Here is a 15,692-nt window from a genome sequence, read left to right on the forward strand (position 1 = left end):
TGGAGGACGTTCCTGGCAACCACGACGGGCTGCCGCGGAAGATGTGACTCAACTTACACGGGCACGGCGTCGTCGGCGATGGGCAAGGCCGAAATCGTCGCCGGAACGGCGCAGACCAGGCGATCGCGGCCCTCGGCTTTGGCCCGGTACAACGCGGCGTCAGCCGCTGCCAGCAGCGTCGACAGATCACCTTGGCCCTCGTCCATGGCCAGGCCGATGCTGGCGGTGACCGTCACCGGCCCACCGGCCAGCAATGCAGGGTACTGCTGCAGGCGGGTGCGGATCAGCGCTGCCAACGCCACTGCGTCGCTCGACGTACCGTCGGCCAGGACCAGCACGAATTCCTCGCCCCCATAGCGGCCCAACAGGTGTGTCCGCCCCTGCGTGCTGTGCTGCAGCACCGAAGCAAAGTGACGTAGTACCTGGTCACCGGCCAGGTGGCCCCAGCGATCATTGATCCGTTTGAAGTGGTCGACGTCGACCAGCAGCAGGGCCAGCGGCCGTTGCTGCCGGCGCATCAGCTGCAGCTGTGCCTGGCCGTCGGCCAGCAGCGCGCTACGATTGAGCAGGCCGGTCAGGCCATCAGTGCGTGCCGCATGCCGCAGATCGACCAGCATGCGCTCGACCAGCAGCAGCACCATCGCGAAACAGCGCGCCAGTTCCAGCATCACGCCGGCGATGTAGGTAACGAACATCGGCGAGCCGGTACGCATGATGTCCTCGCCGGCATCGGGTGCCACCGGCAGGAACAAGCGCACGGCGTACAGCGCAGCCTCGGCCAGGAACACCGCCGCCGCGAGCCGGCAGCTGGTGCGCTGCTGCGCCGGTGCATGTCGCAGCAGCAGCCATGCGATCCAGCCATCGACGATCAGCGCGAACACACTGAACACCTGCAGGCGCAGGTGCAGGTTCGGCCAGAGCACCAGGAAGGCGAAGATGCCTGCCATGAACGCGGCCGCGATCAGCAGCGGCCGCCACAACGGCAACGGCTGCTCCAGGTGCAGTGCCACGCCGCGCAGCATCATCAGGCCACAACCGGCCATCGCCGCATTGCCGGCCAGCACGGCCGGGGCCAGCGGCAGGTACGGCCGCAAGGCCAGCAGGGTCACGCCCACGGTCAGCAGCCACAGGCTGATGGTCCACTGGCGCAGCACCGGTTGCCCGCGCAGCACGACCAGCAGCAACGAGAACCCCACCGCAATGCCGATGCAGAGCAGGAAGCCAAGCACGGTGATGGTGGGGAAATCCAGGGACATGCGGCGCTCGTCGACCGGGGCGGCGCGCGCATCTTAGCGCCTTGTGGTGCAGTCCCCATGGCGTTGTCCGGTCCGAGGGTGATGCGGGGTCGGAAAACGGCGAGCAGGACCGGCGACGCATGGGCAGACTCCGCAGGAAATCCAAGGAGACGTCCGTGCACACCTGGTACCTCGGTGGCCTCGACCACCGCCCCTTCCAGCACCTGTTCGAGAAAAGTGAGCGCGAACTCGCCGCGCTGGGCATCCAGCGTCGCTGGGCCGGCGAGAGCGGCGGCCATCCCTGCCGGATCAGCCTGAGCGATCCACCCAGTGGCAGCGAACTGCTGCTGTTGTCGCATGTCCATCTGCCCCTGCACTCTCCCTATCACGCCTCCGGCCCGATCTTCGTGCAGCGCGGGGTGACCCGTTGCGTGCTGCCAGCGGGCGAGGTGCCTCCCTATGTGCAACGGCGGATGATCTCGCTGCGCGCCTATGACCACGCTGCGCTGATGCTGGCTGCGCAGGTCTGCGCCGGCACCGACGTCCCCACGCTACTAGACAGCCTGTTCGCCGACCCAGCGGTGGCCTTCGTCCAGTTGCACAACGCGGCACATGGCTGCTTTTCGTGCCAGGCCGATCGGATCGACCGCGAGATTGGCCAGCACGATCTCCACGACGTGATCGATGCCACGCCTGTCGCGTGACCGCCAACGCATCCGTTCAGCCCCACGTGAAGCTGGCGGGAAGGGCTTCACACCCACAGTCACGGATCGGCGCTTCCGTGGTTCCTCAGCCCGCATCGCGACTCGATACTCGCCGTGGTGCCGCCGAAAGTCCGCCGTGCAGCGCAGCTCCTGCGGTCACCGCTCTCTTTCGACGACCACAAGGAAGCGCCATGTCATTCCGATCCACACCGCTGTTGCTGGCCACTTCATTGGCCGCCGCTGGCCTGCTGGTAGCCAGCGATGCATTTGCCCATGGCACGATGACCACGCCGATCAGCCGCGTCTATGCCTGTTTCCAGGGCAATCCGGAGAACCCGACCAACCCGGCCTGTGCCGCCGCCAAGGCCGTCGGTGGTTCGCAGGCGTTCTACGACTGGAACGGCATCAATCAGGCCAACGCCAACGGCAACCACCAGGCCGTAGTGCCCGACGGCAAGCTGTGCAGCGGCAACAACCCGACCTTCCGCGGGCTGGATGTGAACCGCAGCGACTGGCAGACCACTCCGATCCAGGCAGACGCCAACGGCAAGTTCACCTTCGTGTTCAAGGCAACCGCACCACATGCCACGCGCGACTGGCGCTTCTTCGTCACCCGCGACGGCTGGCAGCCGGGCAGCCCGCTGCGCTGGGCCGACCTGCAGGAGTTCTGCACGCTGGGCAACACGCCGCTGTCGGCCGATGGCACCTACAAGCTGCAGTGCACGCTGCCGCAGCGCAGCGGCCAGCATGTGATCTACAACACCTGGCAGCGCTCGGATTCGACCGAAGCGTTCTACACCTGCATGGACGTGCGCTTTGAAGGAAGCGGCGGCAGCGCCGCGCCGGCAGCGCAGTGGCAGGACGCCGGCCCGGTCACCGCGCGCGGCGAGCTGCCGGTCGGCACCATCCTGGCGCTGCGCGTGTTCAATGCCAACGGCAATGATGTCGAACGCGTGGAAGCGATCCTGGCCAGCGGCCAGACCGCGGCCGCGCAATGGCCGTTTGCGCTGGCCCGCAAGGTCAACGCGAGTGCCCAGCATGCGCGCGTGGGCGTGCTGAACAACGGCGTGATCACGCCCTCCGCCTCGGCCACCGACAACCGCGTGTACCTGAAGAACGGCAACCGCTTCCAGCTCGACACCAAGGTGCCGGACCCGGGGACGCCGTCACCGGGCGGCGATTTCGACCACGTATACCCCGCCGGCATCGGCAGTTACGTGCCGGGCCAGACCGTGGTGAAGGGCAGCGATGGCAAGCTGTATGCCTGCCGCCCGTTCCCGGAAGGTGCATGGTGCAACGTCAACGCCGAAGCCTATCGGCCGGGTGCAGGCGCGGCCTGGCGTGATGCGTGGGTGCCCTACTGAGATGTCATTCGGGGAACGGCGGAAGAACGCCGTTCCCCGAACAATGTGAGCTTCATCTCAGCAAAGTAAACGCACCTTCCCCTTTCAAACTATTCCTATAGCGACCAGGGGAACGCGTGTCGAAACTCCGCGGGGTTCCATCACCCACAGGAGAATCTCCATGCATTTGTCCCAGCGGGCCGTCCTCGCGCTATCCGTTGTCGCGGGTGTAGCCATATCTGGCGGCGCTTTCGCACACGGCACTCTGTCCAAGCCATCCAGCCGCGTCTATTCCTGTTACCAGGGCAACCCCGAGAACCCGACCAACCCGGCCTGTGCCGCCGCCAAGGCCATCGGTGGCGCACAGCCGTTCTATGACTGGGCCGGCGTCAACCAGGCCAACGCCAACGGCAACCATCAAGCGGTTGTTCCAGATGGTGAGCTGTGCAGCGGCGGCAACAGCAAGTACCGCGGCCTCGATCTGAACCGCAGTGACTGGCCGACCTCGCCGATCCGCGCCGATTCGCGCGGGCGTTACACCTTCGAGTTCAAGGCACCGGCGCCGCATGCCACACGCGAGTGGAAGTTCTACGTCACCCGCGACGGCTGGCAGCCGGGCAGCCCGCTGCGCTGGGCGGACCTGCAGGAGTTCTGCACGCTGGGCAACGTGCCGCTTTCCGGCGACGTCTACAAGCTGGACTGCCCGCTGCCCGAGCGCAGCGGCCAGCACATCATCTACAACACCTGGCAGCGCTCGGATTCGGGCGAAGCGTTCTACACCTGCGCGGACGTGCGCTTCGAGGGGGGCGGTGGCGTGACCCCGCCGCCGCAGTGGCAGGATGCTGGTCCGGTGACCGCCCGCGGTGCGCTGGACGTTGGCACCACCGTGACCCTGCGCGTGTTCAATGCCCAGGGCAACGACCTGGAACGCCCGGAGATCACCCTGGCAGCCGGACAGACCGCTGCGAACCAGTGGCCGCTGGCGCTGGCCCGCAAGGTCAATGGCAGCGCCCAACAGGCACGCGTGGGCGTGATGAAGGATGGCGTGATCACGCCCGTCGCCTCGGCCACCGAGAACCGTGTCTATCTGAGGCCGGGCAACCTGTTCCAGCTCGATACCCGCTTGCCGGGTCCGGTCGATCCGCCGCCGGGTGACGACTACGACTTCGTGTATCCGGCCGGTATCGGCAGCTACAAGCCGGGCGAGACCGTGGTCAAGGGCACCGACGGCAAGCTGTACGCCTGCCGCCCGTTCCCGGAAGGCGCCTGGTGCAACATCAACGCCGATGCCTACCGCCCGGGCACCGGCTATGCCTGGCGTGACGCCTGGATCGCGTACTGAGGCACGGCACCGGGGGCGGCGTGACGCCGCCTTCGGTTCGTGGGACTGCCGGCCAGCGGCCGGCACTACCCGGGATTACTTACTGCTGACGTACTTCTCGCGGCGGATCTGCGGATTGCCCAGGCCGGCGGCCTTGAGGAGTTCGGCACAGGCATCGACCATGTCCGGGTTGCCGCACAGGTAGGCGATGTCGGTGGCCGGGTCCGGGGTGAAGCCGGACAGCGCCTGCTGGACGTAGCCGTGCTGTACGTCCGGATGAGGATCGGCGGGCAATTCGCGCGACAGGCACGGTACATAGCGGAAGTTCGGATGCTTTTCGGCGAAGCTGTAGAAGTCTTCGCTGTACAGCAGTTCACCCGGGCTGCGCGCGCCCTGCAGCAGCACGATCTGCACACCGCGTTCGGCCATGGCCTTTTCCAGCAGCGGCAGCATGGAGCGGTACGGGGTAACGCCGGTACCGGTGGCGATCAGCAGGTAACGGGCGTTGTGGTCACCCGGATTCAGGCAGAACCGGCCATAGGGGCCGGACGCACTGATCTGGCTGCCCTGCTGCAGCGCCTCGAACAGCGCCGTAGCGGCGCCACCGGGTACGAAACTGACCGCGATATCCACCGCCTCGCCCGGGCCCAGCGCGTGGTCGTGGATGGTCGCCAGCGAATAGCTGCGCTTGGTTTCGGTACCGTCGGCGTAGCTGAAATGGACCTGGATGAACTGGCCGGGCTGGAAATCCAGTGGCTGTCCATCGTCACGCACGAACTGGTAGTGGCCGACGGTCGGGGCCAGCATGCGGCAGCCGACCAGCTTGAGGGGGAATTGAACAGGCACGACTTTTCGGGACAGTGTGTAGCCGGGGCAAGCCCTCGGGGTCTTCTATAATAGCCCCTCCCCGCCCCTCTCCAGCGCCAGCCCATGGGCGCGAAGGCTTCGAGCTTGGCTTCCCTGAACGATACGGCGCCCGCCCTGCGCGTGCGCGACCTGCGCAAGACCTACGACAACGGCACCCAGGCCCTGAAGGGCGTTTCCCTGGAAGTGGCCCCGGGCGACTTCTTCGCCCTGCTCGGCCCCAACGGTGCCGGCAAGTCGACCCTGATCGGCATCATCAGCTCCCTGGTCAACCTCAGCGAGGGCCAGGTGGAAGTGTTCGGCAGCGACCTGGTGCGCAACCGCAGCGCCACCATGCGCCTGATCGGGCTGGTGCCGCAGGAAATCAACTTCAACCTGTTCGAAAAGCCCTTCGACATCCTGGTGAACTACGCCGGCTTCTACGGCGTGCCGCGCGCCGAAGCCGAGCAGATGGCCGAAGTCGAGCTCAAGCGCGCCCACCTGTGGGAGAAGGCGCAGGTGATGAGCCGCACCCTGTCCGGTGGCATGAAGCGCCGGCTGATGATCGCCCGCGCGATGATGACCCGGCCGCGCCTGCTGATCCTGGACGAACCGACCGCTGGCGTGGACATCGAGATCCGCCGCGACATGTGGCGGGTGCTGAAGGAGATCAACGCCGCCGGCACCACGATCATCCTCACCACCCACTACCTGGAAGAGGCCGAGCACCTGTGCCGCAACCTGGCCATCATCGACCACGGCCAGATCGTCACCCAGGGCCCGATGCGCGAACTGCTGGCCAAGCTTGACGTGGAAGGCTTCCTGCTGGACATCGACGGCACCCTGCCCGCCCAGTTGCCGGTGATCGAGGGGGCAACCCTGACCGCCACCGACGGCCATACGCTGGACATCGACATGCCACGTGCGATGGATCTGAACCGCGTGTTCGAGGCACTGAACGCGGCGGGCATCCGCGTGCGCTCGATGCGTACCAAGAGCAACCGCCTGGAGGAACTGTTCGTGCGCCTCACCGGCAACCAGGAGACGTCCGCATGAGCAGCACCCCGACCCCGGTCCTGACCGACGGCCAGCGCAACCGCATCGCACTGATGACAATCGTGCGCCGCGAAGTCGCACGCATCATGCGCATCTGGGGCCAGACCCTGGTACCGCCTGCGATCACCATGACCCTGTACTTCCTGATCTTCGGCGGCCTGATCGGTTCGCGCGTGGGCGACATGGGCGGCTACACCTACATGCAGTTCATCGTGCCTGGCCTGGTGATGATGAGCGTGATCCAGAACAGCTACGGCAACATCAGCTCCTCGTTCTTCGGAGCCAAGTTCGGCCGCCACGTGGAAGAGCTGCTGGTCAGCCCGATGCCGAACTGGGTGATCCTGTGGGGCTATGTGGCCGGTGCGGTGCTGCGCGGCCTGATGGTGGGCGTGATCGTGCTGATCATCGCGATGTTCTTCACCCCGGTGCGCATCCCGCATCCGCTGGTGACGCTGACCACGGTGATCCTGGGTGCGACGATCTTCTCGCTGGCCGGCTTCATCAATGCGGTGTACGCGAAGAAGTTCGATGACGTGGCGATCGTGCCGACCTTCATCCTCACCCCGCTGACCTATCTGGGTGGCGTGTTCTATTCGGTGAAGCTGCTGCCGGGCTGGGCCGAGGCGGCGACGCATGCGAATCCGATCTTCTACATGGTCAATGCGTTCCGCTATGGCCTGCTGGGCAGCAGCGATGTGCCGGTGCTGGTGGCGTATGCGCTGATGATCGGCTTCGTGGTAGTGCTGACGGCACTGGCGCTGTGGTTGCTGCGCCGTGGCGTGGGCATGCGTAGCTGAGGGTTGCCTGCAGGGCCTGCGGCCCTGCACCCGCAGTGGTAGTGCCGGCCGCTGGCCGGCAACAGCAACAGCAACAGCAACAGCCAAGGCGGAAGCATCACGAGTTGGGCGGGGCGGTGCGGGGGTGCAGGACACGCCGTAAACCCGTCCGTGGGGGCTCGATGGCGCCATCCATGGCGCCAACGGTCCTGCACCCCCACACCGCCCCACCCCTGACAGTTTCCGGTCGCTGCTGGTAGGTGTCGACCTTGGTCGACACGGTAGATCCACGCCATGCGTGGATGGAGCGTTCCCGGTAAGGCCGATGCTCGGCTCTTTTCGTCTCGGATTACGGATAGGCTGTGGTCATGAAGATCACTTCCATTCCTTTGGACAAGGCCGTGTCGGATGGTCCGATCGATGCGTTCAGCCGTGCGTTGCTGAGCGGTTCGCCCACGCTGGATGAGGTGTTGGGTTGCCTGGCCTCACTGCAGACGGCTGATCCCCTTCATCGTTACCTGTGCACGCTCGATGATGTCGGCCAGTGCCGTTACACCAGCATGCATGCATCCGACGACGAGCGTATCGCGTTGTACGAGGACGAGGAGCCGGCAACACCCGGAGATGCCTGGGCCGCGCGCAGGCGGTTGCTGGCGCATGTGGTCGCGCAGCTCGAGCACTCCATGCATCGGCTGGAGTGGAGCGCGCTGGCGGGTACCTTGATGTGCAGCGATGAGGATATCGAGGCACTGGTCGCTGCCAATGCGACACCGGATCTCATCATCGATGACGTGGTCTGCGTGCAGCAGGTGCCCGTGACCCGTGATGACCTGCTGATCGCCGCCCTGCCCAACGGCTACTTCAGCGCGGACTGGGATATCTTCCAGAACCACGCCCTCATACGGCATCTGCAGGAGCACTACGACTACCGCCTGTTCGGACTCGGCGCATCGTGGCTCGGCTTCCAGCGCGACAGCGCACCGTCGCCTGCAGAGGCGAGCGCGTTGGTCGCGGACCTGCGGCGCGTCTACGCGGCCGGAACGCACGACACGTGGTCACAACTGGCTGCAACGCTGGCCAACCGCACCACACTGCTATTGGGCTACACCGAAGACTTCAGCGAACAACTGCCCTGAGCACCGCTCCACACGAGCGAGCGCAGCGAGCGACCCGCTTTCGCTCCTGATCTGTCTTCCGTGGTGGCCGCACCCGGACCGCCCGACCAGGCACGGCTTGTGCTTCTTCCACCACGAGGGGCTCCGCCGTTGGCCGCAATCTCCGGCACAATCGCACTCCTGATTCCCCAGAAGACGGTGAACGTGCAATGCGCATCCTGATCCTTGGCGCCGGCGGTACCGGCGGTTACTTCGGTGGTCGCCTGGCCCAGGCCGGCGTGGACGTGACCTTCCTCGTGCGCCCCGCACGCGCCGCCCAGCTGGACCGTGACGGCCTGGTCATCCGTAGCCCGCTCGGCGATGCCAGCTTCCCGGTACAGCACGTCACCGCCGACGCCCTGCCCGCGCTTGCCGCACAGAAGCCGTTCGACCTGGTCATCCTCAGCTGCAAGGCCTACGACCTGGACAGCTCGATCGATGCCATCGCGCCGGCAGTCGGTGCGAACACCACCGTACTGCCGATCCTCAACGGCCTGCATCACTACAACGCGCTCGATGCGCGCTTCGGCCGCGAAGCGGTGCTCGGTGGCCTGTGCTTCATCAGCGCCACCAAGGCACCCGACGGCGCCGTGCTGCATCTGGGCAAGCCGGCCAAGCTCACCTTCGGCGAGCGCGACGGCGGTGTGATCTCCACGCGCGTGCGCGCCTTCGCCGCCGCCTGTGCGCAGGCCAACCTGGACCACCTGGCCAGCGAACACATTGGGCAGGAGCAGTGGATCAAGTACACCTTCCTGACTGCGCTGGCCGCCGCTACCTGCCTGCTGCGTGCGGATATCGGAACCATCGTCGCCACCGATGATGGCGAAGCGATCGTGCGCGGCCTGTACGACGAATGCCTGGCCGTGGCCGAAGCTGCCGGTGAGCCGATTCCCGATGCCGCGCAGGACACCGCGCGCGGGACCCTGACCCAGGCCGGTTCAGCGTTGAAGGCCTCGATGCTGCGCGATCTGGAGGCCGGCCAGCAGGTGGAGGCCGCGCAGATTGTCGGCGACATGCTGGCGCGTGCGCGCAAGGCCGACCAGGAAGGCCTGCTGCTGCAGGTCGCCTACAGCAGCCTGCAGGCCTACCAGGCACTGCGCGGCGCGTGAGCGATACGACGCAGGCCAACGCCCTGCCCGCGCGGGTGTTGATCCTCGGCATGGGCTGGAGCGGGTGCGTGCTGGCCACGCATCTGCGGGTGCTGGGCGTACACGTGGTCGGCACGGTGCGCGACCCGGCGTCGGGACCGCACGATGGCCTGCTGCGCCATCAGCTACGCGCCGACGCCACGCCATCGACGGCCCTGCTCGATGAGATCGCGCAGGCCGAGGCCGTGCTGTGCAGCGTGCCGCCCGATGCCGAGGGTGACCCGGCACTGCGTCTGTTGCTGCCCGCGCTGCAGGCCAGCCCGGCATTGCGCTGGGTGGGCTATCTGTCGTCCACGTCGGTATATGCCGATCGGGCCGGCGGCTGGATCGACGAGCGCAGTGCAGCCGATGCCACTGAAGCAGCCGGCGTGAAGCGCCTGCGGGCCGAAGCGCAATGGCGTGCGCTTGCTGAAGAACGCGGCATCGCATCGGCAGTGTTCCGCCTGCCCGGCCTGTACGGGCCGGGGCGCAATGCGCTGCTGCAGCTGGCACAGGGACGTGCGCGCCACGTAGTGCGTCCTGGGCTGGTATTCAACCGGCTGCACGTGGATGACCTGGCAACGGTCGTTATCGCATCGATGCGGCGGCCGTGCGTGGATGGGCTGTATCTGCCGGCCGATGACGAGCCGGCACCGTCGCAGGAGGTACTGGCCTTCGCCGCGCAGCTGGGCGGCTTTGCGATGCCACCTGCAGTGGCATGGGACGACCCTGCACTGAGCCCGACGCTGCGACGCTTCTACGAGAGCAACAAGCGCATCGACAGTCGCGGCACGCGTGAAGCGCTGGGGTGGGAGCCGAGGTTCCCGACGTATCGGGAAGGATTGGAAGATCTGGTCGCTGCGCTCGCTGGGCATGGCCCAGCGCTACCACCGCTTCCGTAGAGTCGAGCTTGCTCGACTCTACGACGCAGGGTCGCCGCGACGAAGGGAATCAACCCGCGTCGGGCAGGCGGAAGAACGCACGCGTCGCTGCAGTCGCATTGGCCGCCGTCACCGCCACGTCTTCGCCCCGGTCGCGCGCCAGCTCTTCCACAATGTGCGAGAGGAACATCGGTTCGTTGCGACGGTCCTTCGGCATCGGCTTCAACGTGCGCGGCAGCAGGTACGGCGCGTCGGTCTCGATCATCAACCTGTTGGCCGGGATGTTCTTCACCAGTTCGCGCAGGTGCGCGCCACGGCGTTCGTCGCACAACCAGCCGGTGATGCCGATGTACCAATCCTGGTCCAGGTAGTCGAACAGCTCGTCGCGTTCGCCGGTGAAGCAGTGCACCACCGCAGGGCCGATGCGACCCTCGAAGTTCTTCATCTGTGCCATGAAGTCAGCATGCGCGTCGCGCTGGTGCAGGAACAGCGGCTTGCCATTGTCCGCGGCCAGCTGCAGCTGGCGCTCGAACGCACGGTGCTGGGCCGGGCGCGGCGAGAAGTCACGGAAGTAGTCCAGCCCGCACTCGCCCACCGCCACCACTTCCGGGTGCGCATGCAGCGCGCGCATCTCGGCGTCGCATTCCTCGGTGTATTCCACCGCGTGATGCGGGTGCACGCCCGCGGTGGCGTACAGGAAGCCGGGGTGCTGCTGCGCCAGTTGCACGGCCAACGGCGAGTGCTCGCGGCTGGCGCCGGTGATGACCATCTGCACCACGCCGGCCTGCCGTGCGCGGTCCAGCACGGCATCGCGGTCACGGTCAAAGGAGTCGTGGGTCAGGTTGGCGCCGATATCGATCAGGTGCATGGTCATCGCGGGGGAAAAGTGCCCGCGCATTGTACCTGCGGCTGCCGTGGCCCTTTATCCTTTGCACATGAACGCCCCGCTCTTCCCGATTTCCCCGCTGTTGCCGCAGATCCAGCAGCACCTGGCCACACACCCGCGGCTGGTGCTGGAGGCCCCGCCCGGCGCCGGCAAGACCACCCAGGTGCCACTGGCCCTGCTCGATGCGCCGTGGCTGCAGGACCGGAAGATCATCATGCTGGAACCGCGCCGGGTGGCAGCGCGCAGCGCCGCACTGTTCATGGCGCGGCAGCTGGGCGAAGAGGTGGGCGGCACCGTCGGTTACCGCATCCGCTTCGAGAACAAGGTCTCCGCGCGTACGCGGATTGAAGTCGTCACCGAGGGCATCCTGACCCGCATGCTGCAGGACGACCCGATGCTGGAAACGGTCGGCGCGATCCTGTTCGATGAATTCCACGAACGCCACCTCAGTGGCGACCTCGGCCTGGCCCTGGCGCTGGACGTGCAGGCGCAGCTACGCGAGGACCTGCGCCTGGTGGTGATGTCGGCCACGCTGGATGGCGAGCGCCTTGCCCGCTTCCTTGATGCGCCGCGCCTGAGCAGCGAAGGCCGCAGCTACCCGGTGGCGGTCAGTCACTTCCCGGTGCGCCGCGATGAAGCGCTGGAACTGCAGGTGCGCCGCGCGGTGCAACAGGCATTGGCCGAGCACCCGGGTGACCTGCTGGTATTCCTGCCCGGCCAGCGCGAGATCGCGCGGGTGCAGGCCGGGCTGCAGGAATCGCTGGATGCCGGCGTGGAAGTGCTGGCTCTGCACGGTGAGCTGCCAGTGGAACAGCAGGCGCGGGTGTTGCAGGCGTCCAGTGATGGCCGCCGCCGCGTGGTGCTGGCCACCAACGTCGCCGAGTCCTCGGTAACGCTGCCCGGCGTGCGCGTGGTGATCGACAGCGGCCAGGCACGCGAGCCGCGCTACGACCCCAACAGCGGCTTCACCCGGCTGGACGTGGTGGCCATCGCGCAGGCATCGGCCGACCAGCGCGCGGGCCGCGCCGGCCGTGTCGCCGAGGGCGTGGCGTGGCGGCTGTGGCCGCAGTCGCAGCGGCTGGAACCACAGCGTCGCGCCGAGATCGATCAGGTGGAACTGGCCGGGCTGGCGCTGGAACTGGCGGCCTGGGGCAGCAGCGACCTGCGATTCCTCGATCCGCCACCGGCGGGCCCGATGGGCGCGGCACGCGAACTGCTGCAGCGGCTCGGCGCGCTGTCCAGCAGCGGCGCGATCACCGCACTCGGCCGGCGCGTGCTGGCGCTGGGTACGCATCCGCGGATGGCGGCGATGCTGCTGGCGGCGCCCGATGCACGTGCGCAAGCCCTGGCCGCCGACCTGGCCGCCTTACTGGAGGCGCGCGATCCGCTGCGCCAGGGCGGTGACGCGCTGGCGGCGCGCTGGCGTGCGCTGGCGGCGTTCCGCAATGGCCGCGCACCGGGCGACGCCAACCGTAGCGGTCTGGCCGCGATTGATGCCGCCGCCAAACAGTGGCGACGTCGCCTGCGCTGCGATGCCGCACCGCCGGCCAGCATCGAAGCCCATGAACTCGGTGACCTGCTCGCACACGCCTTCCCCGACCGCATCGGTTTCCAGCACCCCAGCGACCCACTGCGCTACCTGTTGGCCAATGGCCGCAGCACGCGCCTGCACGAATTGAGTGACCTGCGCGGCGAACCCTGGCTTGTGGCCAGTGAACTGCGCTTCGAGGCACGCGACGCCCTGCTGCTGCGTGCAGCACCGGTGGACGAAGGCCAGCTGCGCAAGTCGTGGCCGGAACGCTTCGTCACCGAGGATGTGGTGCGCTGGGACAGCGACCGCCGCGCGCTCGTCGCGCTGCGTGAAACCCGTTTCGACCGCATCGTGCTGGACAGCCGCTCGGCCGGCCGGGTTGATCCGCAGCACGCCGCGCAGGCGCTGACCGACGCGGTGGCCGAACTCGGCCTGCAGGCGTTGCCGTGGACCGAAGGCCTGCGCCAATGGCAGGCGCGGGTGGAGTCGCTGCGGCGCTGGATGCCGGAACTGGATCTGCCTGACTGCAGCGATGTGGCCCTGCTGGCCAACCGTGCGCAGTGGCTGCAGCCTGCGTTCGCCGGCAAGACACGGTTGGATGCGCTGGACGAAGCCAGCTTCGGCGAGGCGCTGAAGTCGCCGCTGGAATGGTCGCAGCGGCAGCTGGTCGAACGTCATGCGCCCACCCGCATCACCGTGCCGTCCGGACTGGAGCGGCCAATCACCTATGCGCTGGACAGCGAGAGCGGCGAACCGCTGCCACCGGTGCTGGCGGTGAAACTGCAGGAACTGTTCGGCCTGGCCGACACCCCGCGCATTGCCGATGGCCGCGTGCCGCTCACCCTGCACCTGCTGTCGCCCGGCGGGCGGCCGTTGCAGGTCACCCAGGATCTGCGCAACTTCTGGGAACACACCTACGCCGAGGTGAAGAAGGAAATGAAGGGCCGCTACCCGCGCCATCCGTGGCCGGATGATCCGTGGACGGCGACGGCCACCCATCGGGCCAAGCCGCGCGGCACCTGATTGCTGGGGTCGGATCCCTTTGCAGCGCAAAGGGCTCTGACCCCGTCTCCAGGGAAAGCGCTCCAACCCCACCCTGCCTGATCCTGAATGGCTGCGGTAGAGTCACACCACGTGCGACCCCGACTGACATACCGTTTACGGGCAACGCGCGACACTGGACTTCGACCCGAGGCAAAGGACCCCCCGTATGAGCAAGCTGACCGTAATCACCGACCGCGCTCTGGAGCGCGCCCTGGAGCTGGCCCACACCGCCGGCGACGGCCTCAAGAGCGCCGGTGGCAGCCTGCGCAGTGCCGACTGGATCAAGACCGGTGCCGCCATTGGCGCGGTGAAGACTGGCGGCAAGGCCGCGACCAGGTTCGCGCGCCGCAACCCGGCAGTCGCCGTAGCTGCCGCAGCCGTTGGCGTCGGCCTGCTTGGCTATGCGCTATACCGCAAGCAGCAGAAGAAGAAGGCCGCGCAGGGCCATGTGGTGAACGGCCAGGCCCAGCGCATCAACGCGCGCGACCGCCGCAACGACACCGTGGTCGACGAGCACAGCGACATCGGCAGCGATGCCTGAGTCTGCGGGGGTCAGAGCTCTTCCTGCGGAAGGGATCTGACCCCACCAGCTACGAGAGGGCCGGGTACCGGAAGGTATCCGGCCCTTTCTGCATCAGCCGATCTGCCGCCACTGCCCCGGCTGCAGGTCGTCCAGCCGGTACGCCCCCATCGACGCGCGTACCAGCCGCAGCGTCGGCAGGTTCACCGCCGCGGTCATCCGCCGCACCTGCCGGTTGCGGCCCTCGCGGATCGTGATCGCCAGCCAGCTGTCGGGTACGGTCTTGCGGAAGCGAACCGGCGGATCACGCGTCCACAGCGATGGCGCCGGATCGAGGCGCTCGATCTTCGCCGGCAGGGTCGGCCCGTCATTGAGCACCACGCCCGTACGCAGCTGCTGCAGCTGTTCGTCGCTGGGCATGCCTTCCACCTGCACCCAGTAGGTCTTGTCGGCCTTGTGCTTCGGGTCGGTCAGTTTGTGCGCCAGCGTGCCGTTGTCGGTCAACAGCAGCAGCCCCTCGCTGTCATGGTCCAGGCGCCCGGCGGCATACACGCGCGGCGGCAGGCCGAACCCGGCCAGCGTCGGTCGCGGCGGCACGCTGCGGTCGGTGAACTGGCAGAGCACGTTGAACGGCTTGTTGAAGGCAATCAGCATTGCGGGCACGGCGGGCGGCGGGTGGGGCATTGTCCCACGCCGCGCCACGCGCCACTCAGCTGTAGAGCCGAAGGCAGCAGCAGGAGCCGCTGCCAACGTCGCGTGCGAGGGCACGAAGGGTGCCAGTCAGGACGGCCGGCATAGCCCATGCTCGGCTGCTCTTTCCTGCCGCCGCGATTACGGCAGGCTCAGCCGAGGACCTTCCACTCCAGCAGGAACGAGCCCAGCACCAGTGCGATACCGCACGCCGCTATGACATTGGCCCGGCGCCGCAGGCGAGCTGGTGGCTGACTTGCGCTGCGTGCACGTTCATCCAGCAGGATGCCGGCGAACAGCACTGCAAAACCAACAGCCCCGACCAGGTCATGGGTGTGACCGCCGTAGAACATGAAATCGATCAGCCGCGTCAGCACCAGCACCGCAACGGCGATGTATAGAACCTTCTTCAACAGTCCATGTCCTTGCATACGATTGAATTCCGACGCATGGCCGGCCTTGGAACCAGCCATGCGCCGCGCTACGCGCGATGAGCCGAGCATGGGCTCGGCTCTTATCTCTTGCGACTCTGGCACCTTAGGTGCCGAGAGCCCGGCGCGGGCGACCGTTCGGCTCTAGGT

General features: G+C 67.2%; 15 protein-coding genes. 10 read left to right on the top strand and 5 right to left on the bottom strand.

Going from position 1 to position 15,692, the window contains the following annotated elements:
- Positions 1 to 53 precede the first annotated feature (53 nt).
- Positions 54 to 1,256, bottom strand: a complete 1,203-nt coding sequence (locus AC07M7_RS20275; protein WP_495208149.1) for a GGDEF domain-containing protein — start codon at positions 1,254 to 1,256, stop codon at positions 54 to 56.
- A gap of 155 nt (positions 1,257 to 1,411) precedes the next feature.
- On the opposite strand from AC07M7_RS20275, the gene AC07M7_RS20280 reads away from it, so the two are divergent.
- The 3 genes from AC07M7_RS20280 to AC07M7_RS20290 all read left to right on the top strand — a co-directional run bounded on the left by AC07M7_RS20280 (position 1,412) and on the right by AC07M7_RS20290 (position 4,624).
- Positions 1,412 to 1,939, top strand: a complete 528-nt coding sequence (locus AC07M7_RS20280) for a DUF1203 domain-containing protein (protein ID WP_495208150.1) — start codon at positions 1,412 to 1,414, stop codon at positions 1,937 to 1,939.
- A 191-nt stretch (positions 1,940 to 2,130) separates the two neighbouring features.
- Positions 2,131 to 3,303 (top strand): lytic polysaccharide monooxygenase, encoded by a 1,173-nt coding sequence (locus AC07M7_RS20285; protein ID WP_495208151.1) that lies wholly within the window; start codon positions 2,131 to 2,133, stop codon positions 3,301 to 3,303.
- 160 nt (positions 3,304 to 3,463) lie between these two features.
- Positions 3,464 to 4,624: a lytic polysaccharide monooxygenase gene (locus AC07M7_RS20290; RefSeq protein WP_495208152.1), complete on the top strand. Its 1,161-nt coding sequence runs from the start codon at positions 3,464 to 3,466 to the stop codon at positions 4,622 to 4,624.
- A 75-nt stretch (positions 4,625 to 4,699) separates the two neighbouring features.
- Here the strand turns inward: AC07M7_RS20290 and AC07M7_RS20295 are convergent, their stop codons facing one another.
- Positions 4,700 to 5,449, bottom strand: coding sequence for a ferredoxin--NADP reductase (locus AC07M7_RS20295; RefSeq protein ID WP_428710253.1), 750 nt, complete (start codon positions 5,447 to 5,449; stop codon positions 4,700 to 4,702).
- 84 nt (positions 5,450 to 5,533) lie between these two features.
- Here AC07M7_RS20295 and AC07M7_RS20300 point away from each other — a divergent pair, with 84 nt between their 5' ends.
- From AC07M7_RS20300 to AC07M7_RS20320, 5 genes are all read left to right on the top strand, one after another.
- A complete protein-coding gene (locus AC07M7_RS20300) occupies positions 5,534 to 6,502 on the top strand; it encodes an ABC transporter ATP-binding protein (protein WP_051501690.1) in 969 nt (322 codons plus the stop codon).
- Positions 6,499 to 7,299, top strand: a complete 801-nt coding sequence (locus AC07M7_RS20305) for an ABC transporter permease (RefSeq protein ID WP_495208153.1) — start codon at positions 6,499 to 6,501, stop codon at positions 7,297 to 7,299. Before AC07M7_RS20300 ends, AC07M7_RS20305 begins: the two co-directional genes overlap by 4 nt.
- A gap of 347 nt (positions 7,300 to 7,646) precedes the next feature.
- Entirely contained in the window at positions 7,647 to 8,414 is a 768-nt protein-coding gene (locus AC07M7_RS20310) for a hypothetical protein (protein WP_495208154.1), read from the top strand.
- 188 nt (positions 8,415 to 8,602) lie between these two features.
- Positions 8,603 to 9,541 carry a 2-dehydropantoate 2-reductase gene (panE, locus tag AC07M7_RS20315; protein ID WP_295381116.1) on the top strand — a complete coding sequence of 313 codons (939 nt, stop codon included), beginning with the start codon at positions 8,603 to 8,605 and terminating at the stop codon, positions 9,539 to 9,541.
- A gap of 50 nt (positions 9,542 to 9,591) precedes the next feature.
- Positions 9,592 to 10,461, top strand: coding sequence for a Rossmann-fold NAD(P)-binding domain-containing protein (locus tag AC07M7_RS20320; protein WP_495208157.1), 870 nt, complete (start codon positions 9,592 to 9,594; stop codon positions 10,459 to 10,461).
- Between the two features lie 49 nt (positions 10,462 to 10,510).
- Here AC07M7_RS20320 and AC07M7_RS20325 read toward each other — a convergent pair whose 3' ends face one another.
- Positions 10,511 to 11,308: a TatD family hydrolase gene (locus tag AC07M7_RS20325; RefSeq protein WP_071228618.1), complete on the bottom strand. Its 798-nt coding sequence runs from the start codon at positions 11,306 to 11,308 to the stop codon at positions 10,511 to 10,513.
- Between the two features lie 67 nt (positions 11,309 to 11,375).
- On the opposite strand from AC07M7_RS20325, the gene hrpB reads away from it, so the two are divergent.
- Both hrpB and AC07M7_RS20335 read left to right on the top strand, forming a co-directional pair.
- Positions 11,376 to 13,880, top strand: coding sequence for an ATP-dependent helicase HrpB (hrpB, locus tag AC07M7_RS20330; RefSeq protein WP_495208155.1), 2,505 nt, complete (start codon positions 11,376 to 11,378; stop codon positions 13,878 to 13,880).
- Positions 13,881 to 14,067: 187 nt separating this feature from the next.
- Complete coding sequence (locus tag AC07M7_RS20335; protein WP_006401326.1) at positions 14,068 to 14,442, top strand: hypothetical protein; 375 nt, start codon at positions 14,068 to 14,070, stop codon at positions 14,440 to 14,442.
- A 93-nt stretch (positions 14,443 to 14,535) separates the two neighbouring features.
- Here AC07M7_RS20335 and AC07M7_RS20340 read toward each other — a convergent pair whose 3' ends face one another.
- Entirely contained in the window at positions 14,536 to 15,075 is a 540-nt protein-coding gene (locus AC07M7_RS20340) for a pseudouridine synthase (protein WP_495208156.1), read from the bottom strand.
- 188 nt (positions 15,076 to 15,263) lie between these two features.
- The gene (locus AC07M7_RS20345) at positions 15,264 to 15,584 is read right to left on the bottom strand and encodes a hypothetical protein (protein WP_253079771.1); all 321 of its coding nucleotides are present in this window, start codon (positions 15,582 to 15,584) and stop codon (positions 15,264 to 15,266) included.
- Positions 15,585 to 15,692: the final 108 nt, after the last annotated feature.

The organism is Stenotrophomonas sp. GW821-FHT09E08 (genome assembly GCF_059416125.1).